20 protein-coding genes are annotated in these 25,341 nt (G+C 74.7%); 16 read left to right on the top strand and 4 right to left on the bottom strand.

Features of this window, described 5'->3' with window-relative positions; genetic code table 11:
* The first annotated feature begins 178 nt into the window (after positions 1–178).
* The 3 genes from MODMU_RS30165 to ligA are packed head-to-tail and all read left to right on the top strand — an operon-like array spanning position 179 to position 3,688.
* Positions 179–607, top strand: coding sequence for a DUF222 domain-containing protein (locus MODMU_RS30165; RefSeq protein ID WP_269454084.1), 429 nt, complete (start codon positions 179–181; stop codon positions 605–607).
* 22 nt (positions 608–629) lie between these two features.
* A complete protein-coding gene (locus tag MODMU_RS21230) occupies positions 630–1,523 on the top strand; it encodes an HNH endonuclease signature motif containing protein (RefSeq protein WP_269454083.1) in 894 nt (297 codons plus the stop codon).
* On the top strand, positions 1,520–3,688 hold the full coding sequence (ligA, locus tag MODMU_RS21225) for an NAD-dependent DNA ligase LigA (RefSeq protein ID WP_014742440.1): 2,169 nt from the start codon (positions 1,520–1,522) through the stop codon (positions 3,686–3,688). The genes MODMU_RS21230 and ligA overlap by 4 nt, the downstream gene beginning before the upstream one ends.
* 63 nt (positions 3,689–3,751) lie before the next feature.
* Here ligA and MODMU_RS21220 read toward each other — a convergent pair whose 3' ends face one another.
* Positions 3,752–4,414 carry an ACT domain-containing protein gene (locus MODMU_RS21220; protein ID WP_014742439.1) on the bottom strand — a complete coding sequence of 221 codons (663 nt, stop codon included), beginning with the start codon at positions 4,412–4,414 and terminating at the stop codon, positions 3,752–3,754.
* A gap of 185 nt (positions 4,415–4,599) precedes the next feature.
* On the opposite strand from MODMU_RS21220, the gene gatC reads away from it, so the two are divergent.
* Genes gatC through MODMU_RS21195 form a run of 5 tightly spaced genes read left to right on the top strand, consistent with a single transcriptional unit; the run spans position 4,600 to position 8,686 of the window.
* The gene (gene gatC, locus MODMU_RS21215) at positions 4,600–4,899 is read left to right on the top strand and encodes an Asp-tRNA(Asn)/Glu-tRNA(Gln) amidotransferase subunit GatC (RefSeq protein ID WP_014742438.1); all 300 of its coding nucleotides are present in this window, start codon (positions 4,600–4,602) and stop codon (positions 4,897–4,899) included.
* Entirely contained in the window at positions 4,896–6,416 is a 1,521-nt protein-coding gene (gene gatA / locus MODMU_RS21210) for an Asp-tRNA(Asn)/Glu-tRNA(Gln) amidotransferase subunit GatA (RefSeq protein WP_014742437.1), read from the top strand. The genes gatC and gatA overlap by 4 nt, the downstream gene beginning before the upstream one ends.
* Positions 6,413–6,607, top strand: coding sequence for a hypothetical protein (locus MODMU_RS21205; protein ID WP_014742436.1), 195 nt, complete (start codon positions 6,413–6,415; stop codon positions 6,605–6,607). Before gatA ends, MODMU_RS21205 begins: the two co-directional genes overlap by 4 nt.
* Positions 6,604–8,115, top strand: a complete 1,512-nt coding sequence (gene gatB / locus MODMU_RS21200; protein ID WP_014742435.1) for an Asp-tRNA(Asn)/Glu-tRNA(Gln) amidotransferase subunit GatB — start codon at positions 6,604–6,606, stop codon at positions 8,113–8,115. Before MODMU_RS21205 ends, gatB begins: the two co-directional genes overlap by 4 nt.
* Before the next feature lie 10 nt (positions 8,116–8,125).
* Positions 8,126–8,686, top strand: coding sequence for a GNAT family N-acetyltransferase (locus MODMU_RS21195; RefSeq protein WP_014742434.1), 561 nt, complete (start codon positions 8,126–8,128; stop codon positions 8,684–8,686).
* Here MODMU_RS21195 and MODMU_RS21190 read toward each other — a convergent pair.
* Complete coding sequence (locus MODMU_RS21190) at positions 8,675–9,820, bottom strand: PQQ-dependent sugar dehydrogenase (RefSeq protein ID WP_166503572.1); 1,146 nt, start codon at positions 9,818–9,820, stop codon at positions 8,675–8,677. The genes MODMU_RS21195 and MODMU_RS21190 overlap by 12 nt on opposite strands.
* 83 nt (positions 9,821–9,903) lie before the next feature.
* Between MODMU_RS21190 and MODMU_RS21185 the strand changes: the two genes are divergently transcribed.
* On the top strand, positions 9,904–10,866 hold the full coding sequence (locus MODMU_RS21185; protein ID WP_014742432.1) for a 2-hydroxyacid dehydrogenase: 963 nt from the start codon (positions 9,904–9,906) through the stop codon (positions 10,864–10,866).
* Positions 10,867–10,974: 108 nt separating this feature from the next.
* On the opposite strand, the gene MODMU_RS21180 is transcribed toward MODMU_RS21185, so the two are convergent.
* Entirely contained in the window at positions 10,975–11,337 is a 363-nt protein-coding gene (locus tag MODMU_RS21180) for a PH domain-containing protein (protein ID WP_014742431.1), read from the bottom strand.
* 81 nt (positions 11,338–11,418) lie between these two features.
* Here MODMU_RS21180 and ilvD point away from each other — a divergent pair, with 81 nt between their 5' ends.
* The 6 genes from ilvD to ilvC all read left to right on the top strand — a co-directional run bounded on the left by ilvD (position 11,419) and on the right by ilvC (position 22,579).
* On the top strand, positions 11,419–13,131 hold the full coding sequence (gene ilvD / locus MODMU_RS21175) for a dihydroxy-acid dehydratase (protein WP_014742430.1): 1,713 nt from the start codon (positions 11,419–11,421) through the stop codon (positions 13,129–13,131).
* Between the two features lie 33 nt (positions 13,132–13,164).
* Positions 13,165–15,870, top strand: coding sequence for a putative bifunctional diguanylate cyclase/phosphodiesterase (locus MODMU_RS21170; RefSeq protein ID WP_166503571.1), 2,706 nt, complete (start codon positions 13,165–13,167; stop codon positions 15,868–15,870).
* Positions 15,867–18,677, top strand: a complete 2,811-nt coding sequence (locus MODMU_RS27325) for a putative bifunctional diguanylate cyclase/phosphodiesterase (protein ID WP_014742428.1) — start codon at positions 15,867–15,869, stop codon at positions 18,675–18,677. The genes MODMU_RS21170 and MODMU_RS27325 overlap by 4 nt, the downstream gene beginning before the upstream one ends.
* Positions 18,678–18,926: 249 nt before the next feature.
* A complete protein-coding gene (locus MODMU_RS21160; RefSeq protein ID WP_014742427.1) occupies positions 18,927–20,873 on the top strand; it encodes an acetolactate synthase large subunit in 1,947 nt (648 codons plus the stop codon).
* A gap of 91 nt (positions 20,874–20,964) precedes the next feature.
* Positions 20,965–21,495 carry an acetolactate synthase small subunit gene (ilvN, locus tag MODMU_RS21155; protein ID WP_014742426.1) on the top strand — a complete coding sequence of 177 codons (531 nt, stop codon included), beginning with the start codon at positions 20,965–20,967 and terminating at the stop codon, positions 21,493–21,495.
* 58 nt (positions 21,496–21,553) lie between these two features.
* Positions 21,554–22,579, top strand: a complete 1,026-nt coding sequence (gene ilvC / locus MODMU_RS21150) for a ketol-acid reductoisomerase (RefSeq protein WP_014742425.1) — start codon at positions 21,554–21,556, stop codon at positions 22,577–22,579.
* A 55-nt stretch (positions 22,580–22,634) separates the two neighbouring features.
* On the opposite strand, the gene MODMU_RS28950 is transcribed toward ilvC, so the two are convergent.
* Positions 22,635–23,543 carry a hypothetical protein gene (locus MODMU_RS28950; protein ID WP_014742424.1) on the bottom strand — a complete coding sequence of 303 codons (909 nt, stop codon included), beginning with the start codon at positions 23,541–23,543 and terminating at the stop codon, positions 22,635–22,637.
* A 160-nt stretch (positions 23,544–23,703) separates the two neighbouring features.
* On the opposite strand from MODMU_RS28950, the gene serA reads away from it, so the two are divergent.
* Positions 23,704–25,317 (top strand): phosphoglycerate dehydrogenase, encoded by a 1,614-nt coding sequence (gene serA, locus MODMU_RS21140; protein WP_014742423.1) that lies wholly within the window; start codon positions 23,704–23,706, stop codon positions 25,315–25,317.
* Positions 25,318–25,341 lie beyond the last annotated feature (24 nt).

The raw sequence follows: 25,341 nt of genomic DNA, 5'->3' as shown, positions 1-25,341 counted from the left end.
CCGGACCGCCAAAGGTGCGCTTTCGGTGGTCCGGACTTCCTTCGGCACCTTGTCGAGGGGCGTCTCCGGATCTGTGGACAGGCGTCTGACCTGGGGATTCGGGTCGTGAGACGGTGCCTTTTCCGCTAGACTTCGTACAGGTGTTCGAAGACGTGGCGGGAGGTGTCCGGTGGGCGAGATGCAGTCCGCGCTCGACGCCCTCGCCGCTCAGGACCTGTTCGCGCTGCCCTCGGGTGCGGTCCTGGCGCGCACGGCGGCGCTGCTGCAACTGGCCAATCGGGTCGCCGCGGAGCTGACCCGCACCGTCCGGCATGCCGATGCCACCGGAGCGGCCGAGCACGACGGCAAGAAGACCATCGCGTCCTGGCTCCGCGGCCACGGCCACCTCACGCCGGGCGAGGCCGGCCGGGTGGTCCGCTCGGGTCGGGCGCTGGAGCACCTGCCGGCCACCGCGGCGGCGTTTGCCGACGGCACGGTGACCGCGTCTCAGGTGGCCGCGATCGCGCCGATCGCGGACGACGCGGCGCGGGCCGCCGCCGACGCGCAGGGCGTGGACCTGGGCGCTGGGCGTCATCGACCAGGCGCTGGTCGTTGTCGCGCACAGTGAGTCCCACGCGCGGTTGCAGCAGGTGGTGCACCACTACCGGGAGGCCCTCGACCCCGACGGGGAGGAGCCCGACCCCACCGAGGGACGGCGGTTCTCCGTCACTCGGCACGCCGATGGCAGCGGGACGGGTCGGTTCGACCTGGATGCGGTCGGGATCGAGAAGGTGCTGGCCGGGATCGAGTCGATCGTGCAGGCGTCCCGCCCCAAGGGTGATGAGCGGACCCGGGCTCAGCAGCAGGCCGACGCGCTGGTGCAGCTGGTCGACAACCAGCTGGCTGCCGGGAACCTGCCGACGCTGCGGACGCAGAAGCCGCACGTGGTGCTCGGGCTGGACATGGACGACTTCGTCGACCCGGCCACCGGTCCCGGTGCTGCCCGCACCGGCTTCGGGTCGCAGATCTCGGCCGCGCGGGCCCGCTGGCTGGCCTGCGACGGCAGCATCTCCCGCATCGTGATGGGCCCCGATGGGGTCCCGCTGGACCTGGGACGGGACCACCGGGTGGTCACCCCCGGGCTCCGCAAGGCCGTGGAGCAGCGGGACGGGCACTGTGTGTTCGCCGGCTGTGACGCCCCGACGCACTGGTGCGACGTCCATCATCTGATCCACTGGATCAACGGTGGGGAGACCAACCTGGCGAACTCCGGGCTGCTGTGCGAACGGCACCACACCAAGGTCCACCATGGCTTCCGGATCGAACGAGATCCCGGCGGCCGATGGCACACCTGGCGGCCCGATGGCACCGAGATCCTCATCGGACCACCGCTCCAGGTGGAACCGGCTGCCAGCGGTGGTGCGTCGAGCACGCCGGCGACGTACTGGACGTCTGCCTGCAGCCGACCGCCGCGACCCGGTCGGGTGAGCCGGGACCGACGGCCGGTTTCTCGTCCGACCCTCCGGATACCGTCAGCGACGTGAGCACCGAGGCAGAGGTGGAGCAGGAGGCCGTCGACGGCGTCGACCAGCCGTCGGTGGGAGCTGCGGTCGACCGGGAGGACCTGACCCAGGTCCCCGACGACGCGCGCACCCGGCACCGTGACCTGTCCGAGGAGCTCGACGGCTACGCGTTCGCCTACTACGTGCAGGACGCCCCGCTGGTCAGCGACGGTCAGTACGACGAGCTGATGGGCGAGCTCAAGGCGCTCGAGGCCGCCCACCCCGCGCTGGTCACCCCCGAGTCGCCGAGCCAGAAGGTCAACGGCGGCTTCGGCGCCACCTTCGCCCCGGTCACCCACCCGGAGCGGATGCAGAGCCTGGACAACGTCTTCTCCTCCGACGAGCTGTCGGCCTGGGCCGACCGCGCGGTCCGTGACGCCGGGGCCGGCACCAGCTGGCTCTGCGAGCTCAAGGTCGACGGCCTGGCCATCGACCTGGTCTACGAGCGCGGTCGGCTCACCGGCGCCGCCACCCGCGGCGACGGGACGACGGGGGAGGACGTCACCGCCAACGTCCGCACCATGGCCTCGGTCCCGCAGCAGCTGAGCGGTGACGACGTCCCCGACTTCCTCGAGGTGCGCGGCGAGGTCTACTTCCCGGTCGCCGCCTTCGCCGAGGTCAACGCCGGCCTGGTCGAGGCCGGCAAGGCCCCGTTCGCCAACCCGCGCAACGCCGCCGCCGGGTCGCTGCGGCAGAAGGACGCGCGCGAGACCGCCAAGCGCCCGCTGACGATGGTGGTCCACGGCATCGGCGCCCGGCGCGGCTTCGAGCCGGCCACCCAGTCCGCCGCCTACGAGCAGCTGCGGTCCTGGGGCCTGCCCACCAGCTCCCGCTACGAGGTGGTCGACGACCTCGAGGGCGTGTGGGCCTACATCGAGCGCTACCGCGAGCAGCGGCACTCGGTCGAGCACGAGATCGACGGCGTCGTGGTCAAGATCGACCAGGTCTCCCTGCAGCGCCGGCTCGGGTCCACCAGCCGCGCCCCCCGCTGGGCCATCGCCTTCAAGTACCCGCCGGAGGAGGCGACGACCAAGCTGCACGACATCCGCGTCAACGTCGGCCGCACCGGTCGGGTCACCCCGTTCGCCTACATGGAGCCGGTCAAGGTCGCCGGCTCCACCGTCCAGCTCGCCACGCTGCACAACGCCAGCGAGGTCAAGCGCAAGGGCGTGCTGATCGGCGACACCGTCGTCATCCGCAAGGCCGGCGACGTCATCCCCGAGGTCCTCGGTCCGGTCGTCGCCGCCCGCGACGGCTCCGAGCGGGAGTTCGTCTTCCCCACGCACTGCCCCGAGTGCGGCACCGAGCTCCGCCCCGAGAAGGAGGGCGACGCCGACATCCGCTGCCCGAACGCCCGGTCCTGCCCCGCCCAGCTCCGGGAGCGGGTGTTCCACGTCGCCGGCCGGGGCGCCTTCGACATCGAGGTGCTCGGCTACGAGGCGGCCATCGCACTGCTGGAGAGCCACCTGCTCACCGACGAGGGCGACGTCTTCTTCCTCGACGAGGACGCCCTGCGCCGCACCGACTTCTTCACCAAGAAGGACGGCACCCTGTCGGCCAACGGGCAGAAGCTGCTCGCCAACCTGCAGACCCGCAAGGACGTCCCGCTCTGGCGCGTGCTGGTCGCGCTGTCCATCCGGCACGTCGGCCCCACCGCCGCGCAGGCGCTGGCCCGGGAGTTCCGCTCGATGGACCGGCTGCAGGAGGCGGGCGAGGAGGAGCTCGCCGCGGCCGAGGGCGTCGGTCCGACCATCGCCACCGCGGTCCGGGACTGGTTCGCCGTCGACTGGCACCGCGACGTGGTCGAGAAGTGGCGCCAGGCCGGCGTCCGGATGGCCGACGAGGGCGAGGAGGCGGGCCCGGGCCCGCTGACCGGGATCACCGTCGTCGTCACCGGGTCGCTCCGCGACCACAGCCGCGACTCCGCGATCGCCGCCATCCAGGAGCGCGGCGGCAAGGTGACCGGCTCGGTCTCCAAGAAGACCGGCTTCGTCGTCGTCGGTGCTGACCCCGGCAGCAAGTACGACAAGGCCGTGCAGGTCAAGGCGCCGATCCTGGACGACGACGGCTTCGCGGTGCTGCTGGAGCAGGGCCCGGAGGCCGCCCGCGAGGTGGCCACCATCGGCGACGGGTCAGCCGAAGGCTGATCGGCCCCGCTGCAGGGTCCCGCCGCGAGCGTGCGAGTGGCGGGGGGCAGCGGGGTCCTTCGACTACGCGGGGGGCAGCCGGGCGACGGTGGCCGCGAGCCCGGTGAGGTGCGCCAGCCGGAGCAGCTCGGAGCGGCGGAACGCCGGCCCGCCGGAACGTCCGAGCAGCACCGCCGCGCCGTCGGGGTCCAACGGCGCGGCCATCATCTCCACGGCCATCTCCTGCCACCGCTCGGGCACCCAGTCCGCGTCGCTGGGCAGCAGCATCGGCGTCCGCAGCGGCAGCCACGGCAGCTCGAGGCCCTCCAGCGCGGGCGCGGCGTCGGAGGCGGCCAGCAGGGTGACGTCGGTGCCGCTGCCGGCCAGCACCACCGCCCAGCCGCTGCGGAACACCCGGGGGAGCTCGGCGGCGAGCACCTTCGCGGTGCCGACCCCGGCGGGCGCGAGCGCCTCCAGCAGGTCCAGCTCGCGGTGGGTGTCCAGCGGGCCGGCGAACGGGCGGAGCGACTCGACCTGCACCCCGGGCACGGCGGTCGCCGCGGTGATCAGGCTGTCGGCCACCCGGTCGGCCGGGAGCTCCACCACGACGTCGTCCACGGCCACGCCGTTTCCCCGTTCCAGGACGTCGACGGAGACGATGTCGATGCCGGCGGCGCCGAGCGCGGTCGCGACCGCGCCGAGCGTGCCGGGCCGGTCGGGTACGACCAGCCGCAAGAGATAGGACACGGATCCCTCCGGTGCCGTGCTGCGCGGCCGATCGACGTCGATCGTGAACAGGGCCCAGCCTCTCGCATCGCGGGCCCGGGGACCAGCCCCGCCGCGCGATCGGGCCGGGAGCGGCTCCCGCGTAGAGTGACGAGGTTCCTGGATCGACACGGAAGAGGGTCCTGACCCAGCATGGACGGCGCAGCATGAGCACCATCTCGCGGGACGACGTGGCGCACCTCGCGCGGCTGTCGCGCCTGGCGGTCACCGACGAGGAGCTCGACCGGTTCGCCGGCCAGCTCGACCAGGTGCTGGCCGCGGTGGCGCGGGTCGGGGAGGCCGCGGTGGCCGACGTCCCGCCGATGTCGCACGCCGTCCCGCTCACCAACGTGCTGCGCGCCGACGAGGTGACGCCGAGCCTGCCGCGCGACGCGGTGCTGGCCGGCGCGCCCGCCGCCGAGGACGGCCGCTTCCGCGTCCCGCGCATCCTGGGGGAAGAGGAGTGACCGACCTCACCACCGTCGATGCCGCCGAGCTCGGCCGGCTGCTGACCGCCGGGGAGGTGAGCGCGGTCGAGGTGACCCGCGCGCACCTGGACCGGATCGCCGCCGAGGACGGCCGGCTGGGCGCCTACCTGCACGTCGAGGAGACCGGCGCAGTCACCGCCGCGACCGCCGTCGACGAGGCCCGCGCCCGCGGCGACGAGCTGGGCCCGCTGGCCGGGGTCCCCGTCGCACTCAAGGACCTGGTCGTCACCGAGGGCGTGCCGACCACCAGCGGCTCGAAGATCCTCGAGGGCTGGCGGCCGCCGTACAGCGCCACGATCGCCACCCGGCTCGCAGACGCCGGCACCGTGCTGCTGGGCAAGACCAACATGGACGAGTTCGCGATGGGCTCCTCCACCGAGAACTCCGCCTACGGCGTGACCCGCAACCCCTGGGACCTCGACCGGATCCCCGGCGGCTCGTCCGGTGGGTCCTCCGCCGCGGTCGCCGGCCACCTCGCGCCCTGGGCGATCGGCACCGACACCGGCGGCTCGATCCGGCAGCCGGCCGCGGTCACCGGCCTGGTCGGGCACAAGCCCACCTACGGCTCGGTGTCCCGCTACGGCCTGATCGCCTTCTCCTCCAGCCTCGACCAGGCCGGCCCGATGGCCCGGACCGTGCTCGACGCCGCGCTGATGCACGAGGTCATCGGCGGCCACGACCCGCGGGACTCCACCAGCATCGCCGCGCCGCTGACCGGGCTCGTCGACGCCGCCCGCGCCGGCGCGGCCGGTGACCTGCGCGGCGTCCGGGTGGGCGTCGTCCGGGAGCTGGGCGGCGACGGCCACACCGACGGCTACGAGCCCGGCGTGCTGGCCCGCACCCGGGAGGCCGTCGAGGTGCTCGCCGGGCTGGGCGCCGAGGTCGTCGAGGTCTCCTGCCCCTCCTTCGACCTGGCGCTGCCGGCCTACTACCTGATCGCGCCCAGCGAGGCCTCGTCCAACCTGGCCCGCTACGAGGGGGTCCGCTTCGGCCTGCGCGCCGGGGACGACGGCAGCCGCGACCTCGACGACGTCATGGCCCTCACCCGCGAGCAGGGCTTCGGCCCCGAGGTGAAGCGCCGGATCATCCTCGGCACCTACGCGCTGTCCAGCGGCTACTACGAGGCCTACTACGGGCAGGCGCAGAAGGTCCGCACGTTGATCACCCGCGAGTTCACCGCGGCCTTCGCCGACGTCGACGTGCTGGTCAGCCCCACCATGCCGACCGTCGCGTTCCCGATCGGCGCCCGGGTCGACGACCCGATCGCGATGTACGCCGCCGACCTGTGCACGCTGCCGGCGAGCCTGGCCGGCCTGCCCGCCATCTCGGTGCCCAGCGGGCTGTCCGAGGGGCTCCCGGTCGGCCTGCAGGTCATGGCGCCGGCGCTCGCCGACGACCGCTGCTACCGGGTGGCCGCCGCGCTCGAGGCGGCGCAGGACGCCGCCCGCGGCCACCGGCTCCTCGACGAGCTGCCCACCCCGGCGGGCGCCGCGTGACCGGTCCGCTGAAGGCCGCCTGGGCCCTCACCGTCTTCGTCATCGTGGTCGGCGTGGTCGGCTGGGCGGTCACCGGGGAGGCGGTGTTCGCCGTCTTCATCGTCCTCGGCGTGCTGACCGGCGGAGCCGCCCTGCTCGCCTTCCGCTCCATCCCGCCCGTCGGCCGGCCGACCCCTGAGGACCGCACATGACACTGACCGCCGGTGACCGCCTGGTCGACTACGACGAGCTCCTGACCCGCTACGAGCCGGTCATCGGGCTGGAGACCCACGTCGAGCTGGGCACCGCCTCGAAGATGTTCTGCGGCTGCGCGACCACGTTCGGCGCCGAGCCGAACACGCACACCTGCCCTGTCTGCCTGGGCATGCCCGGCTCGCTGCCGGTGGCCAACGCCGCCGCCGTCGAGTCGACCATCCAGATCGGCCTGGCGCTGGGCTGCCGGATCGCGAGCTGGTCGCGGTTCGCCCGGAAGAACTACTTCTACCCGGACATCCCCAAGGGCTTCCAGACCAGCCAGTACGACGAGCCGCTGTGCATCGCCGGCCACCTCGACGTCGAGGTCGACGGCGAGACCTACCGGGTCGAGATCGAGCGCGTGCACCTCGAGGAGGACACCGGCAAGAACCTGCACGTCGGTGGCTCCACCGGGCGCATCCACGGCGCCGACCACTCGCTGATCGACTTCAACCGGGCGGGCATCCCGCTGGTCGAGATCGTCACCCGCCCCGTGCCCGGCGCCGGTGCCAAGGCCCCCGAGGTCGCCCGGGCCTACGTCACCGAGCTGCGCGAGATCGTGCAGGCGCTCGGTGCGTCCGACGTCCGGATGGAGCAGGGCAGCCTGCGCTGCGACGTGAACATCTCGCTCAACCCGGTCGGCGCCCTCGAGCTGGGCACCCGCACCGAGACCAAGAACGTCAACTCGTTGCGGTCGGTGGAGCGTGCCGTCCGGTTCGAGATGCGCCGGCAGGCCGCCGTCCTCGACGAGGGCGGCCGGGTCGTGCAGGAGACCCGGCACTTCCACGAGGACACCGGCACCACGTCGTCCGGGCGGAGCAAGGAGGAGGCCACCGACTACCGGTACTTCCCCGAGCCCGACCTCGTGCCGCTGGCCCCGGACGCCGACTGGATCGAGCAGCTGCGCGCCGCGCTGCCCGAGCTGCCGGCCGCCCGCCGGGCCCGGCTGCAGCAGGAGTGGGGCATCTCCGGCACCGAGATGACCTGGCTGGCCAACGCCGGCGCGCTGGGCCTGGTCGAGCAGACCGTCGCCGCCGGGGCCACCCCGGGCGAGGCGCGCAAGTGGTGGCTGGGCGACCTCGCCCGCCGGGCGAACGAGGCCGGCACCGAGCTCGCCGAGCTGCCGATCACCCCGGCGCAGGTCGCCGAGCTGACCGGGCTCATCGCCGAGGGCACGATCAACGACAAGCTGGCCCGGCAGGTGCTGGACGGCGTGCTGGCCGGTCAGGGCGGTCCGGCGCAGGTCGTCGCCGCCCAGGGTCTGGCGGTGCTGGGGGAGAGCGACGAGCTGGTCGCCGCGGTCGAGGCGGCGATCGCCGGTGCGCCGGACGTCGTCGCGAAGGTGCAGTCGGGCAAGGTCCAGGCGCTGGGCGCGCTCGTCGGCGCGGTCATGAAGACCACCCGGGGCAAGGCCGACGCCGGCACCGTGAAGCGGATGCTCGAGGAGCGGGTGCTCAGCTCCTAGGGTCGGGCGGGTGGAGCTCCCGGACGTCGAGCTCCGCCCGCTCCGCCGGGCGGACCTGCCGCTGCTCGGCCGCTGGCTGGCCGAGCCGCTGGTCGCGCGGTGGTGGCACCACGAGAGCTCGCCCGAGGCGGTGGAGCGGGACTTCGGCCCCAGCCTGGACGGCGAGGACGTCACCGCGCTGTACGTCGCCGAGCACGCCGGCGCACCGTTCGGCCTGGTGCAGGTCTACCCGATCGAGGCCTACCCGGAGTACGTCGAGGAGCTCACCCCGGTCTGCGCCGTCCCGGCCGGGGCGCTGAGCATCGACTACCTGGTCGGTGAGCCGTCCGCCCGGGGCCGCGGGCTGGGCACCGCGATGATCGCCGCCGCGGTGGCCCGGGGCTTCGCCGACCACCCGGCCGCGCAGGACGTGCTGGTGCCGGTGGCGCTGGGCAACGTGGCGTCGTGGCGGGCGCTGCGCCGGGCCGGTGCGACCTGGTACGCCGCCGGCGAGCTGAGCCCGGACAACCCCGAGGACCCGCCGGACCACGTCGTCCACCGGTTCACCCGGCGGACTCCGTCACAGGGGTGACTCGGAGCCCGAGGACGGCGGGAGGACGCGGAGCACGCGGTCGTCGTCCTCCTCCGGCACGCCGATGCCGTCCCGGTTGGAGGTGGTGATCCACAGCGCGCCCGAGGGGTCGAGCACCACCGTGCGCAGCCGGCCGTACTGGTCGGCCAGGAACGGCTGCGGGTCGCCGACCATGTCGCCGCTGCCGTCGAGCTGGGTCACCCGGACCTGCCGGCCGTCCATCGCCCCGAGGAACACGTAGGGGCCGGAGACCGCGCAGCCACCGAGCCCGCCCTCGTCGGCGGGCACCGAGAGCACCGGGTCGGCGCCGTCGGGACCGACGTCGCCGCCGGGCGTGACCGCGTCCAGGACGTCGTCGCCGGAGCGGGCCTCGTCGGTGGCGTAGAGCTGCAGCGGGCCCTGGCACAGGGCGGTGACGTCCTGGTGCCCGCGGCTGACCACCGGCCCGGCGCCCACCGGCTGGCCGAACACGTCGACGGCGAGCACCTTGCCGGCCAGCGACACCGGGTCCTCGGCCAGCGCCGGGTCGCCGGTGTCGCCGGTGCCGACGTAGAGCGTGGCGTCGGGGCCGAACAGCAGCCCGCCGCCGTTGTCCACCTCACCGCGGGGGATGCCGGTCAGGACCGGGTTCGGCGTGCCGCCCAGCGGGAAGCGGACCACCCGGTTGTCGGTGGCCGTGGAGAGGTAGGCGTAGACCAGCCCGTCCTCGGCGAAGGTGGGGGACAGCGCCAGCCCGAGCAGGCCGCCGTCTCCGCCGGCGTCGACCGGGAGCGTCATCAGCTCGCGCGCGGGGGAGCGGTCGGGGAAGACCTGCAGCAGCCGGCCGGAGTCCCGCTCGCCGACGACCGCGCTGCCGTCGGGCAGCACCACGAGCCCGGTCGGCACGGTCAGCCCGGTCGCCACCACGTTCGGGTCGCCCTCCTGCTCGTCCTCGGTGCCGGGTGTCGAGGGCGCGCCCGGGGCGGGGACGGGGCCGGGCGTGGTGGGCGGGGCGACCTGCGGCGGCTGGCCCTGCGGCACGTCGCGGAACGGCCCGGACGGCTCGTAGCCGCTCCCGCAGCCGGCCAGCAGCAGGCAGCCCAGCGTGACCACGGCCCACCGCCGCGCGCCCGTTCCCGTCGTCCGCCGTGCCACGACCGCAACAGTACGGCGGCCGGGGGACGCCGACCGCCGTCCGCGCTGCAGGGTCCGCCGGCCGGCACCTAAGGTCGGGACCCGTGCCCGACACCGCTCCTGCCGCGCCCGTCCTCGACCTCGGCGCCGACGAGACGCTGCACGTCCTCGTCCCCTCGCGTGCGCTCGCCGAGGCGGTGGAGGCCGTCTCCCCGCGCATCCGCGCGCACCGGTTCGACCCGGCCGACGGGGTGCCCACCGGCGAGGCCGCCGAGGCCCGGGTGATGGTGCCCCGCGGCGGCGGCGAGCTCACCGCCGAGGTCTGGGACGCGCTGCCCCGGCTCCGGCTGGTCCAGCTGATGAGCGCCGGGGCGGAGAAGTTCGTCGGCCGGCTCCCCGAGCGGGTCGTGCTGTGCAACGCCCGGGGAGCGCACACGCCGGCCACCGCGGAGTGGGCGGTCGCGGCGACGCTCGCCGCCCAGCGCGGGCTCCCGCACTTCACCCGGCTGCAGGAGGCCGGCCGCTGGGAGATGCGCACCGACCACTCACTGGTGGGCGCGAAGGTGCTGATCGTCGGTGCCGGGGACATCGGCCGCACGATCGGCCGGATGATGGCCGGCTTCGACGTCGACGTCACCTGGGTCGCCCGGACGGCGCGCGAGGGGGTGCACGCCTTCGGCGACCTGCCCGACCTGCTGCCGGACGCCGACGTGGTGGTGCTCATCGTCCCGGTCACCCCGGAGACGACCGGCATGGTCGACGCCGGGTTCCTCGCCGCGATGAAGGACGACGCGCTGCTGGTGAACGCCGCCCGCGGGGTGGTCGTGGACACCGACGCCCTGCTCGCCGAGCTCACCGCCGGCCGGCTGCGGGCGGCGCTGGACGTCACCGAGCCCGAGCCGCTGCCCGAGGGGCACCCGCTGTGGTCGGCCCCGGGCCTGCTGCTCACCCCGCACGTCGCAGGCGCCGTGCCGGACACCAACGCCCGGGCCACGGCCGCGGTGGTCGAGCAGCTCCAGCGGGTGCTCGCTGGCCAGCCGCTGGAGAACGTCGTCGCCGACTACTGAGGACCCCGCGCATTCTCGCGCGAAAGCGCCGTACTTGATCGCGCGAAAGCTCCGTACTTGATCGCGCGAAAGCGCCGTACTTGATCGCGCGAAAGCGCGGGTCCTCGTTCAGGGGGCGGGGATGCGGCCGCCGGAGAGCTGGGCGAGGCGGGGCAGGTCGCGGGCGCGGAGGACGGGCAGCCGCACCTGGGTGCCGGCGGTGGTCACCAGCCACAGGTCGCTGCGCTTGCCGACCCGGATGCCGGCGAGCTCAGCCCAGGGCACGGTGCGCGCGCCGGCCAGGGAGCGCACGGTGATCCCGGCGTCCCCGACGTCGACGCCCGCCCGGTACACCCACGCGGCCAGCGCGGCGGGCACGACCAGCAGCAGGAGCAGCCACGGGGTCGCGTTCGCCAGCGGCAGCAGGCAGATCGCCAGGAAGACGATGGGCAGCAGCACGGTCCGGCCCGTGCGCAAGCGAGCGACAGCCACGACCGCAGATCCTCCCAGATGCTGGGACGGCGGCCCCCGGGCCGGCCGCACCTGCGCCCCGGCGGCCTACCATCCCCGGACGTGACGACCGTGGAGGACCGACCCACCAGCAGCGACCGCACCGTCGACGTCAAGCCGCGCAGCCGCGAGGTCACCGACGGCGACGCCAAGGCGCCCGCCCGGGCGATGCTCCGCGCGGTGGGCATGGGCGACGACGACTTCGCCAAGCCGCAGATCGGGGTGGCGTCGTCCTGGAACGAGATCACCCCCTGCAACCTCTCGCTGGACCGGCTGGCCAAGCGGGCCAAGGAGGGCGTCTTCGCCGCCGGCGGCTACCCGCTCGAGTTCGGCACCATCTCGGTCTCCGACGGCATCTCCATGGGCCACGAGGGCATGCGCGCCTCGCTGGTCTCCCGCGAGGTCATCGCCGACTCGGTCGAGACGGTCATGTTCGCCGAGCGGCTGGACGGCTCGGTCCTGCTGGCCGGCTGCGACAAGTCGCTGCCCGGCATGCTGATGGCCGCCGCCCGGCTCGACCTGGCCAGCGTGTTCGTCTACTCCGGCTCCACCCTGCCCGGCCGGCTCGGGGACAAGGACCTGACCCTCATCGACGTCTTCGAGGGCGTCGGGGCCTGCGCCGCCGGGAAGATCACCCGCGACGAGCTGACCGCCATCGAGAAGGCCGCCTGCCCGGGCATGGGCTCCTGCGGCGGCATGTACACCGCCAACACCATGGCCAGCGTCGCCGAGGCGCTCGGCATGGCACTGCCCGGCAGCGCGGCGCCGCCCGCGCCCGACGCCCGCCGCGACGCCATCGCGATCGCCTCCGGCGAGGCCGTGGTCGAGCTGCTGCGCAAGGGGATCACCGCCCGGCAGATCATGACCAAGGAGGCGTTCGAGAACGCCATCACCGTGGTCATGGCGCTGGGCGGCTCGACCAACGCCGTCCTGCACCTGATGGCGATCGCGCACGAGGCGGACGTCGACCTCGACCTCGACGACTTCAACCGGATCGGCGACCGGACGCCGCACCTGGCCGACGTCAAGCCGTTCGGCCGGTTCGTGATGACCGACGTCGACCGGGTCGGCGGCGTGCCGGTCGTGCTGCGCGCGCTGCTGGACGCCGGGCTGCTGCACGGCGACGTCCTGACCGTGACCGGGAAGACGATGGCCGAGAACCTGGCCGAGATCTCCCCGCCGGACCTCGACGGCACGATCGTGCACGCGATGAACGACCCGATCCACAAGACCGGCGGGCTGACCATCCTGCGCGGCTCGCTGGCGCCGGAGGGTGCGGTGGTGAAGTCCGCCGGCTTCGACGCCGACGTCTTCGAGGGCACCGCCCGGGTGTTCGACGGCGAGCAGGGCGCGATGGACGCCGTCACCGAGGGCACGCTGCAGCCGAACGACGTCGTGGTCATCCGCTACGAGGGCCCCAAGGGCGGCCCGGGCATGCGCGAGATGCTCGCCGTCACCGGCGCGATCAAGGGCGCCGGCCTGGGCAAGGACGTCCTGCTGCTCACCGACGGGCGGTTCTCCGGCGGCACCACCGGGCTGTGCGTCGGGCACATCGCGCCCGAGGCCACCGACGGCGGCCCGATCGCCTTCATCGAGGACGGCGACCGGATCCGGCTCGACCTCGCCGCCCGCACCCTCGACCTGCTGGTCGACGACGACGAGCTGGCCCGCCGCCGCGAGGGCTGGGCGCCGCCGGCCCCGCGCTACACCCGCGGCGTGCTCGGCAAGTACGCCAAGCTCGTGGGCTCCGCGGCGCAGGGGGCCATCACCAGCTGATCGCCGCTCCCCGTCCGGGCATGGCCCGGACGGGTGAGGCGACCGCCCGGCGGGCTGTCCCATCGTGCCCGGCGCGCCGACCTCCTCGGGGTGCAGCAGATGCGCCGGCGGGCTTCCGCGGAGTGGCTGCTCGCCGTCCCGGTGCTCACCGGGGCCGCGGGCGGTGTCGCGCCCACGGTCGCGGCCGTCCTGCTGCTGACCACCGCGCTGGTCACGGCCGCGCTGATGTGGACCCGCGGCACCCGGCTGGACCCGGGCGCCCCGCGCCGCGGGGTGCTCCGCGGCTGGCGGCTGCTCGCGGTCGCCGTGGTCGTCGGGCTCGCCGGGGCCGGGGTCGTCGCCCTGGTCGACGGGCGGTCGGCGCGCAGCCCGTCGGACACCGTCGGCCAGCTCGCCTCGCTGCCCTCGGTCCTGCTCGCGCTGGTCGCCCTGCTCACCCTGATCACCCGCAGCCAGCTCCGCGCCGGCGGTGCCCGGCTGCTGACCGAGACGGCGCTGTTCTTCAGCGCCTCGGTCGTGCTCGCCCAGGTCCTCGTCGTGGGTCCGGCGCTCGCCGGCCAGCCGCTGACCGGGCCGGGCCGCCTCGTCCTCGAGCTGATCTGCCTGCTGACCGCCGGCGTGCTGTCCGCCGTCCTGGTGCTCGTCGCCGTCTCCTCCGGCGCCCGCCGGGTCACCGGTGCCCTGCTGCTGCTGGCCGCCACCGCGTGGGCCGGCGCCCGCGGGCTGGCCGTCGTGGGGGAGGACCTGCCGCGGTCCGTGCTGCCGGGCTGGGTCGTCGGTGCCCAGCTGGCGGGTCTGGTGCTGCTCTGCCTGGCCGCGCTGCGCGACCCGGGTGCCGACGCCGTCGCCCCGCCCAGCCGCGCCGCCGTCCGGCTCAGCCTGGCCGGCCAGCTGCTGCCGCACCTGGTCCTGGTGGTGGCGGTGCTGGTCTACCTCGGCGTCCCGCTGACCGGGAGCCGGCCCACCCCGGCCGCCGGCGTCGCGCTGCTGTGCTGCCTGGCGCTCACCGCCGTCCACCGGGCCGTGGCTGCCCGCGACGAGTCGCGGGTGGGCAGCCGGCTACGCCGCAGCGAGGCCTACTTCCGGTCGCTGGTGCGCTCCAGCAGCGACGCGGTGCTCATCCTCGACGGCGACCTCCGGGTCAGCTGGGCGGCCCCGTCGCTGCTGCCGCCGGGCGGTGCCGCGGCGCTGACCGGGCGTCCGCTCGCCGACGTGGTCCACCCCGACGACGCCCAGGCGGTGCGCGGCTGGCTCGCCGCCGACGCCCCCACCGGGCTGCGCAGCTTCCGGCTGCAGGACGCCGCCGGTGACTGGCGGGTCCTCGAGGCCGGGGTCAGCGACCTGCGGGCCGACGACGACGTGCAGGGCCTGGTCCTGCAGTGCCGCGACGTCACCGCCCGGCTCGACCGCGAGCTGGAGCTCAGCTCGCTGGCCTACACCGACCCGCTCACCGGCCTGCCCAACCGGGCCGCGCAGCAGACGGCCCTCGACGCCCTGCTCGCCGGGCTGGCCGACCCGGCCGCCGAGGACGTCGCGCTGCTGCTCGTCGAGGTGCACGGCCTGGCCGCCGCCGGGGAGCACGCCGGCCGGGACGTCGTCGACGTCGCGCTGGTCGAGATCGCCCGCCGGCTGCGCGCCACCGTGCGCGCCGAGGACCAGGTGGCCCGGATCGGCGCCGAGCTGTTCAGCGTGCTGGCGCACGGCACCGGCGACGAGCCGGACCGGGTGGCCTCCCGCTGCCTGTCGGTCATCGACGCCCCGGTGACCACCGAGGCCGGCATCGTCGACCTCACCGCCGTCGTGGGGCTCGCGCCGCTCACCGCCGGGCTCACCGTGGACGCCGCCGGCGACCGCGCGGAGCTCGCGGTCCGCGACGCGCGCGCCGCCGGGGTCGGCTCGCTGCGCCGGTACCGGGCCGAGCTGACCGCCGCCCGCGACCGCCGGGAGCAGCTCCGGCTGGACCTGGTCGACGCCCGCGAGCGGGGTGAGCTGGGCCTGGTCTGGCAGCCGATCGTCGCCCTCGCCGACCACCGGGTCACCGGCGTGGAGGCCCTGCTGCGCTGGCAGCACCCGCTGCACGGCGACGTCCCGCCGGAGGAGTTCCTGCCGCTCGCGGAGCGGGCCGGCCTGCTGGTCGACCTGCAGCGCTGGGCACTGCACAGCGCGACCACCGCGGCCGCGTCGCTGCCCGGCCACGGGCTGGAGCTCAAGCTCGGCGTCAACGTCTCCGCCGAGCACCTGGCCGCCGGCACGCTGGTCGGCGACGTCGCCTCCGCGCTGCGCGCGAGCGGCCTGTCACCCGAGCGGCTCGTCGTCGAGATCGCCGAGTCCGCGCTCGCCGGCCGGGACGCCACCGACGACGTCACGGCGCTGCGGCTGATGGGCGTGCGGCTGGCCCTGGACGACTTCGGCAGCGGCAACTCCTCGCTGCGCGGCCTGGGACGGCTGCCGGTCGACATCATCAAGCTGGACCGGGCGCTGCTGTCCCGGGTGGACCGCGACCCCTACACCCGCGCCATCTGCGAGGCGGTCCTGTCGCTGGGGGCCGCGCTGCGCGTCGACGTCGTCGCGGAGGGCGTCGAGACCGCCAGCCAGCTCGGCGTCCTGCAGGCGCTGGGCTGCGGCTACGCCCAGGGCTTCCTGCTCGCCCGGCCGATGGGGCTGTCGGCCCTGGAGGACCTGCTGGAGTCGCACGACGGCCTGCTGTGGCCCGGCATCGTCGGGCGGGTGGGCGGGTGACCGCGTCGGGGAGGACCGGCAGCCTGCTCGGGTCGTGGCCGGTGCTGCCGGCGCCGGGTGTCCCGGCGCCGGGGACGGCGGAGCTGCGCTGGCCCCGGGCGGCCGTCCTCGGCCTGCTCGGCGTGCTGGCGCTCGGCCTGGTGCTCGTCGCGGTGCGGTGGCCGGAGGCGTCCGGCTGGGCCGGCCCGGCGGTGCTCGCCGCCGCCTCGTCGTGCACCGCCGTGCTGCTGCTCCGGCACGCCCGCTCCCTGGACCGGCCGGCGTCGGGCTCGTGGCGCACCGTCGCGCTCGTCGTCGGGCTGCTGGCCGCCGGGCAGACCGTCGCCGCGGTGTCCGGCGCCGGGGTCAACCCGACCTCGGCCGGCCCGCAGGACGTGCCGATGCTGCTGGCCGTCCCGGTCGCGCTGCTCGGATGCGCCCGGCTGGTCCGGTCGGCCGCGGGACGGATCTCCTCGCGGGTGGTGCTGGACGCCGCGGTCGCCCTCGTCGCGCTCGCCGCGCTGCTGGAGGTCGTGTCCGAGCAGGTCCTCGCCGACACCGGCGGCCTCCCGGCCGACCTGGTCACCCTGCTCTACCCGGGTGCGTCGGTGCTGCTGTGCGTCGTGGGTCTGGTGACCTTCGCCGGCGTCAGCGAGTCGCGCCGCCGCGCCGCCGGCTGGCTGCTCGCGTCCTTCTCCTGCCTGACGCTCCTCAACGGCACCGGGGCACTCGCCGCGGTGCGTCCCTCCGTCGGGTTCGACCTGCTCACCGAGATCGCGTGGCTGGGCATGCTCGCGGCCGGCACGCTGGCCCTCGCCGCCGACCCGGGCCGGTCCCGGACCGCGGAGCAGGACGCGTCCACCGTCCCGCTGCTCGGCGTGGTGATCAGCTACTGCGCGGCCTTCGGCGTGGTGCTGCTGCTGCTGGTCGGCCGGGTGCTCGGCCGGACCATCCTGCCGGTCGAGGCGGTGGCCGCCTGCCTGCTGCTGGTGCTGGTCCTCGTCCGGTCGCTGATGTGGGCCGCCGACGGTGCCCGGCTGACCCGCCGCGTGCTCCGCACCGAGGCCTACTTCCGCACCCTGGTGCACGGCGCCGCCGACATCACCATCGTCCTGGACCACGACGGCCGGATCACCTGGGACTCCGGCGCCGGCTCGCACCCGCACGGCTGGACCGCCCGCGAGCTCGAGGGCCGGCCGCTGGCCGACTTCGTCCACGACGAGGACCGCGCGGAGCTGGACGCGGTCCTCGCCGCCGGCGCCGACCCCGACCAGGGGCGCGGCCGGGTCTTCCGGCTCCGCTCCCGCGACGGCCGCTGGCCGGCGTACGAGACCGTGCGGGTGGTGCCGTCCGGGCCGCTGCCCGCCCTGCCCGAGGAGCCGGCCGGGGCCGGGTGCGGCGCCGGGCTGGTGCTGCACCTGCGCGACGTCGACGACCGGCGGCAGAACGAGCTCGAGCTCGAGCGGATGGCCTACACCGACTACCTCACCGGGCTGCCCAACCGGGCCCGGCTGATGGCCGCGCTGGACAGCGCCCGGGCCCGGACCACCGAGGGGGACAGCGCCTGCCTGCTGCTGCTGGACCTGGACGGCTTCAAGGCGGTCAACGACATCGCCGGGCACGACGCCGGGGACCTGCTCCTCGGCGCGGTCGCCGACCGGCTGCGGGCCACCGTGCGCGACCGGGACCTGGTGGGCCGCCTCGGCGGCGACGAGTTCGCCGTCGTGGTGCGCGCCGGGCTCGCGGAGTCCACCGCGCTCGCCGAGCGGATCCTCGTCGAGCTGACCGGCGTCCACCGTGCGGTGCCGACCCCGGGCACCGACCCGGACCTGGTCTTCGACGTCTCCTGCAGCATCGGCGTCACCGAGCTGCACCCCGCCGACGACGTCCCGGTCACCTTCCGGAACGCCGACCTGGCGCTGCGCGCGGCGAAGGCGGCCGGCAAGGGCTGCGTGCGCCGGCACGGGGAGACGGCGGACGCCGCGACCGTCCGGCGCACCCGGCTGGCCCGCGACCTGCCCGACGCGCTGTCCCGCGGCGAGCTGCGGCTGCTCTACCAACCGGTGGTCGGGGTGGCCGAGCGCCGCGTGCTCGGGCTGGAGGCGCTGGTCCGCTGGGACCACCCGGCCCTGGGCGAGGTGGCCCCGGACGAGTTCATCCCGCTGGCCGAGGACGACGGGCTGATCGTGCCGCTGCAGCGGTGGGTCCTGGAACGGGCCACCGCGGAGCTCGCCGTGCTGCTGGAGCAGGGCCGCGACCTGCAGCTGGGCGTCAACATCAGCGCCCGGCACCTGCAGTCGGGCAGCCTGGTGCCCGACGTCTCCGCCGCGCTGGCCCGCGCCGGGGTGCCCGCGCGCCGGCTGATGCTCGAGGTGACCGAGTCGCTGTTCATCAGCGAGCCCGACCGCGGCGGCGGTGACCTGCAGACGCTGCACGACCTGGGCTGCGTCATCTCGCTGGACGACTTCGGCCGGGGGTACTCGACCTTCGCCTACCTGGCCCGGCTGCCGGTCGACGTGCTCAAGATGGACCGGGAGTTCCTGGCCGGCATCGAGGACGACGAGCGCAGCGCCGCGCTGGTGCTCAGCGTCATCGAGCTGGGCCGGCGGCTGGCCATCGACGTGGTCGCCGAGGGCGTGGAGACGCCCGGGCAGCTCGCCGCCCTGCGCGCGCTGGGCTGCCGCTACCTGCAGGGCTTCCTGCTCGGCCGGCCCACCGCGCCCGCGGACCTGCCGGCGGTCATCGATGCCTTGGACGCGGACCTGCTGGACGCCGCGGTGCCGCTCACCGTGGGCACCCTGGGGGCCACCGTCCCAGTAGGTGAGTGAATGCGTCCCATCCACTGGGACGCCGTGGTTGACGGGGCGGAGGTGGGGGCGCAGAGTGTGCCTGTGCCCCGCACTCGTCTGCTCGTAGCGATCCGCTAGCGCGCCGGTCCCCCCGACCGACGCGCCACCCCTCCGTGCCATCGGCACGAGGGGTTTTTTGTTGGCCGGGCACCGTCCGGCCGGCGCTCTCCGGACCAGCGACAGTCGTCCGCCGCAGCACCCCACCCCGCGCCCAGGGAGATCGTCGAGATGAGCACCACCGCCCACGCCGGCCGCGCCGCCGCGGCCCCCGGCCCGTCGGCCGCCCCGGCTCCCGGTGCCGGTCCCGCGCCGGCCACGCCCACCGCCCCCAGCGAGGCCGCCGCCGCCGCGACCCTCGGCGTCGAGAGCACCGCCCGGACGATGGCCGAGGCCGCCGCCGAGCCGGCCACCGGCATCACCGGCGCGCAGAGCCTGGTCCGGTCGCTGGAGGCGGTCGGGGTCGAGGTCGCCTTCGGGATCCCGGGCGGGGCGATCCTCCCGCTCTACGACCCGCTGTTCGACTCCCGCATCCGGCACGTGCTGGTCCGGCACGAGCAGGGCGCGGGCCACGCCGCGACCGGCTACGCCCAGGCCACCGGCCGGGTCGGGGTGTGCATGGCCACCTCCGGCCCCGGTGCGACCAACCTGGTCACCCCGCTGGCCGACGCCTACATGGACTCGGTGCCGATCGTGGCGATCACCGGCCAGGTCTCGACCGGTGCCATCGGGACCGACGCCTTCCAGGAGGCCGACATCCGCGGCATCACGATGCCGGTCACCAAGCACAGCTTCCTGGTGACCTCGGCCGACGAGATCCCGCAGAAGATCGCCGAGGCCTTCCACCTCGCCGGCACCGGCCGCCCGGGCCCGGTCCTGGTCGACGTCCCCAAGGACGTGCTGCAGGCCCGCACGAACTTCAGCTGGCCGCCGCGGATGGACCTGCCCGGCTACAAGCCGACCACCCGTCCGCACGGCAAGCAGGTCCGCGAGGCCGCGGCGCTCATCGCCGGTGCGCGGCAGCCGGTGCTCTACGTCGGCGGCGGCGTGCTCAAGGCCGGCGCCAGCGCCGAGCTGGCCGAGCTCGCCGAGCTGACCGGCGCCCCGGTGGTCACCACGCTGATGGCCCGCGGCGCCTTCCCGGACAGCCACCCGCAGAACCTGGGCATGCCCGGGATGCACGGCAACGTCACCGCGGTCACCGCGCTGCAGAAGGCCGACCTGCTGATCGCCCTCGGCGCCCGCTTCGACGACCGGGTCACCGGGGAGCTGTCCAGCTTCGCGCCTAACGCCGCCGTCGTCCACGCCGACATCGACCCGGCCGAGATCGGCAAGAACCGCCGGGCCGACGTCCCGATCGTGGGCGACGCGAAGGCGACGATCGCCGAGCTGGTCAGCGCGCTGCGCGCCGAGCACGAGGCCGGCCGCACCCCCCAGCTGACCGCCTGGTGGGAGCAGCTGGAGGACTGGCGGGCCCGCTACCCGCTGGGCTACGACTGGCCGGAGGACGGCGCACTGTCCCCGCAGTACGTGATCGAGCGCCTGGGCGCGATCGCCGGCCCTGACGCGATCTACGCCTCCGGGGTGGGCCAGCACCAGATGTGGGCCGCGCAGTTCATCCGCTACGAGAAGCCGGGCACCTGGCTCAACAGCGGTGGGCTCGGCACCATGGGCTACGCCGTCCCGGCCGCCATGGGCGCCAAGTACGGCCGGCCGGAGACCACGGTGTGGGCCATCGACGGCGACGGCTGCTTCCAGATGACCAACCAGGAGCTGGCCACCTGCGCCATCGAGGGCATCCCGATCAAGGTCGCCGTCATCAACAACGGCAACCTGGGCATGGTCCGGCAGTGGCAGACGCTGTTCTACGAGGGCCGCTACTCCAACACCCACCTGAGCACCCACGGCGCCGGCGACGGCTCGCCCAAGCAGGTGCGGATCCCCGACTTCGTCACCCTCGCCGAGGCGCTCGGCTGCGTCGGCCTGCGCTGCGAGAGCAAGGACGACGTCGACGCGGTGATCGAGAAGGCGATGGCCATCACCGACGCCCCGGTGGTGATCGACTTCATCGTCGGCTCCGACGCCCAGGTGTGGCCGATGGTCGCCGCCGGCGCCAGCAACGACGAGATCCTGGCCGCGCGCGACGTGCGCCCGGTCTTCGGGGAGGGACAGGTCTGATGAAGGACCCCGTCTCCCCCCACCACTCGCTCCGCTCGCGGCGGGCCCCTGAGACGGGGCCGGACTGCTCTCAGGAAGGAGGTCCCCGCTCATGACGAGGCACACGCTCTCGGTCCTGGTCGAGAACAAGTCCGGTGTGCTGGCCCGCGTCTCGGCGCTGTTCAGCCGGCGGGGCTTCAACATCGAGTCCCTGGCCGTCGGTCCGACGGAGAACCCCGACCTCTCCCGGATGACGATCGTCGCCGACGCGGAGTCCGCGCCGCTGGAGCAGATCACCAAGCAGCTGAACAAGCTGATCGAGGTCATCAAGATCGTCGAGCTGGACGGCGGGGCCGCCGTCCAGCGCGAGCTGCTGCTGGTCAAGGTCCGCGCACCGCTGGCCGACCGGAACCAGGTGCTGCAGACCGCCGAGCTCTTCCGGGCCCGGGTGATCGACGTCAACGTCGACACCGTCACCCTCGAGGCGACCGGCACACCGGACAAGCTGCAGGCGCTGGTCGCCGTCCTCGCCCCGCTGGGCATCAAGGAGATGGCGCAGTCCGGCACCGTCGCCCTGGGCCGCGGACCGCGGTCGATGAGCGGCGCCGGTACCTTGCGCCCGGTCGACCAGCGCTCCGCCTGAACCTCACACAATCCGCGCTTTATCGCGATAAAGCACAACCGAAGGGACGTACCACCGCATGGCCGCCGAGATCTTCTACGACGACGACGCCGACCTCTCGATCATCCAGGGGCGCACCGTCGCCGTCCTGGGCTACGGCAGCCAGGGCCACGCCCACGCGCTGTCGCTGCGCGACTCCGGCGTCGACGTCCGCGTCGGCCTGCCCGAGGGCTCGAAGAGCCGTGCCAAGGCCGAGGCCGAGGGGCTGCGCGTGGTCACCCCCGCCGAGGCGTCCGCCGAGGCCGACCTGATCATGATCCTGGCGCCTGACCACGTGCAGCGGAAGCTCTACGCCGAGTCCGTCGAGCCCAACCTGCAGGACGGCGACGCGCTGTTCTTCGGCCACGGCTTCAACATCCGCTTCGGCTACATCAAGCCCCCGGCCGGCGTGGACGTGGCGATGGTCGCCCCCAAGGGCCCGGGCCACCTGGTGCGCCGCGAGTTCAGCGACGGCAAGGGCGTGCCCTGCCTGATCGCCGTCGAGCAGGACGCCAGCGGCAGCGCGCAGGCGCTCGCCCTCTCCTACGCCAAGGCGATCGGCGGCACCCGGGCCGGGGTCATCAAGACGACCTTCGCCGAGGAGACCGAGACCGACCTCTTCGGCGAGCAGGCCGTGCTCTGCGGCGGCATGTCGGCGCTGGTCACCGCCGGGTTCGAGACGCTCACCGAGGCCGGCTACCAGCCCGAGATCGCCTACTTCGAGTGCCTGCACGAGCTGAAGCTGATCGTCGACCTCATGTACGAGGGCGGCATCGCCAAGCAGCGCTGGTCGGTGTCGGACACCGCCGAGTACGGCGACTACACCTCCGGCCCGAAGGTCATCGACGCCCGCGTCAAGGACACGATGAAGGAGGTCCTCACCGCGATCCAGGACGGCACCTGGGCCGCCGGCTTCATCGCCGACCAGGACGCCGGCGCGCCGGACTTCACGGCCAAGCGGGCCGCCGCCGAGGCGCACCCGATCGAGGAGACCGGCCGCCAGCTGCGCGGCCTGATGAGCTGGGTCAGCGCCAGCGACGACTACACCGGTACCGCCGCACGCTGAGCCGCACCGAGCACGCAGCACGGGCCCGCGACCACGGTCGCGGGCCCGTGCTGGTTCAGAGGGGGAGCAGGGCCCGGCGCTGCCGGTGCGCGGCGTAGAACTGCGCGGCCGGGCGGAGCGACGGCAGCACCACGGTGGCCACCGACGCCGCGAACAGCAGCAGCGCGAAGACGATGCCGCCGCCGTCGGAGTCGCTGAGGCTGCCGATGAGCATCACCCCGGTCACCGCCGTGGCGATGGACCCGGCGACGATCAGCAGCACCCGGCTGCGGCCGGTCAGCGCCCAGATCGAGCCCCAGATCATCAGCGCCGTCCAGGCCACCGCCAGCAGCCCGACGGCCAGCAGCAGGCCGGCGACGGCCCCGGTGACCGCGCCGAACCCGGGGATCTCGTCGTCCAGGCCGCTGGCGCCACCGGCCGCCACGGCGCCGAGGATCACGAAGAGCAGGCTGACCAGCACACCGAACGCGCCGAGCACCATGCCCAGGACGGCGGCGGTGATGACCCCGCCCGGGCGGGCCGGAGCCGGTGGCGGCCCGTAGCCGTAGCCGGCCGGCGGCTGCGCGGCGCCGTACTGCCCGTAGGGCGCGGGCTGGTACTGCCCGTACGGCGCGGGCTGCCCGTAGCCGCCGCCGTACTGCTCGGTCTGCCCGTAGGACGGCGGCTGGCCGTACGTGGGCGACTGGTCGTACGTGGGCGACTGGTCGTACGTGGGGGACTGGCCGTAGGCGGGGGACTGGCCGTACTGGGGCGGCTGGCCGTAGGCGGGCGGCTGCCCGTACTGCGGCGGCTGCCCGTACTGCCCGTACTGCTCGGTCGGCGCGTACGGCTGGCCGGGTGAGGACCCGTAGGCGGTCGAGCCGGTCCCGCTGGAGGAGTCGTCCCGGGGTGCGGTGGGGTCCAGCGGCTGGCCGAGCGGCGTCGTCTCCTGGCGGCCCTGCTCGTCGTCCCGGTCGTTGCTCATGGTCTCCTCCGCACGGGCCGGTGGCACCGGCGCTCCGGCCCAGGATGGTCGTGTCCCGGGGGAGCGGGCAACAACCGCCCGGTCGCAGGCGCGTCCACCCAGTGGGACCGGTGGGCACCGACGCTGGACGGCGGGGGCGACGTCCCTACGCTGTGGTCCCGTGACCGCCACTGTGCCGGGGACCACGCCCGTCGTCCTGATCGCCGAAGAGCTCGCCCCCAGCGTCCTGGAGGTGCTGGGCGGCGACGTCGAGATCCGCCACGTCGACGGCGCCGACCGCGCAGCCCTCCTCCCGGCGCTCGCCGAGGCCTCGGCCGTGCTGATCCGGTCGGCCACCCAGATCGACGCCGAGGCCCTCGCGGCGGCGCCTGCGCTCAAGGTGGTCGCCCGGGCCGGCATCGGGCTGGACAACGTCGACGTCCCGGCCGCCACCGAGCGCGGCGTGCTCGTGGTCAACGCCCCGACCTCGAACATCGTCAGCGCCGCCGAGCACGCCGTCGCGCTGCTGCTGGCCGCCGCCCGGCACATCCCGGCCGCCGACGCCTCGCTGCGCGAGGGGAAGTGGGCCCGGTCGAGGTTCACCGGCGTGGAGGTCACCGAGAAGACCGTCGGGGTCGTGGGGCTGGGGCGGATCGGTGTCCTGGTCGCCCAGCGGCTGGCGGCCTTCGGCGTCACCCTGCTCGCCTACGACCCCTACATCCAGCCCGGCCGCGCCGCCCAGCTCGGCGTCCGGCTGGTGTCGCTGGACGATCTGCTCCGCGAGTCGGACTTCATCACCGTCCACCTGCCCAAGACGCCGGAGACCCTCGGGCTCATCGGCGCCGAGCAGCTGGCCGCCACGAAGCGCGGCGTGATCATCGTCAACGCCGCCCGCGGCGGGCTGGTCGACGAGGCGGCGCTGGCCGAGGCGCTGGAGTCCGGCCAGGTGGGCGCGGCCGGCATCGACGTCTACGCCAAGGAGCCGTGCACCGACAGCCCGCTGTTCGGGCTCCCCAACGTGGTCGTCACCCCGCACCTGGGCGCCTCGACGACGGAGGCCCAGGACAAGGCCGGCACCGCGGTGGCCCGCAGCGTCCGGCTGGCGCTGCAGGGCGAGTTCGTCCCTGACGCGGTCAACGTGCAGGCCGGCGGGGTCGTCGCCGAGGACGTCCGGCCGGGGCTGCCGCTGGCCGAGAAGCTCGGCCGGGTGTTCACCGCGCTGGCCGGCGGCCTGGCCCAGTCGGTGACCGTGCAGGTGCTCGGCAAGATCGCCGAGTTCGACGTGTCGGTCGTCCAGCTGGCTGTGCTGCGGGGCGTCTTCGCCGACGTCGTCGAGGAGCCGGTCACCTACGTCAACGCGCCGCTGCTGGCCGCCCAGCGCGGCCTCGAGGTGGGGCTGACCAGCGACCCGGAGAGCCCGGACTACCGCAACCTGATCACCGTGCGCGGCGCGATGGCCGACGGCACCGAGGTCACCGTCTCGGGGACCCTGTACGGCAAGAACCAGGTGCCGAAGCTGACCGAGGTCGCCGGGTTCGACGTCGACCTGACCGCCGACGGGTACCTGCTGTTCTTCGTCTACACCGACCGGCCCGGGGTGGTCGGCGCCGTCGGCGCGGCCCTGGGCGAGGCCGGGGTCAACATCGCCGGCGCCCAGGTCAGCCGGACGACGCAGGGCGGCGAGGCGCTCATGGCGATCACCGTCGACAGCCCGGTCAGCAGCGAGCTGCTCGCCGACATCGCCGGGCGGATCGGCTCCCGGCGGGCGCAGTCGGCCGACCTCAACCCCACCTGACCCTCCCGCCGGGCCCTCCCGGCA

Origin of the sequence: Modestobacter italicus (assembly GCF_000306785.1) — a bacterium.
GTDB classification, from domain to species: domain Bacteria; phylum Actinomycetota; class Actinomycetes; order Mycobacteriales; family Geodermatophilaceae; genus Modestobacter; species Modestobacter italicus.
The sequence above is the reverse complement of the archived record's forward strand: the minus strand, read 5'-3'. Positions and strand labels throughout refer to the sequence as shown.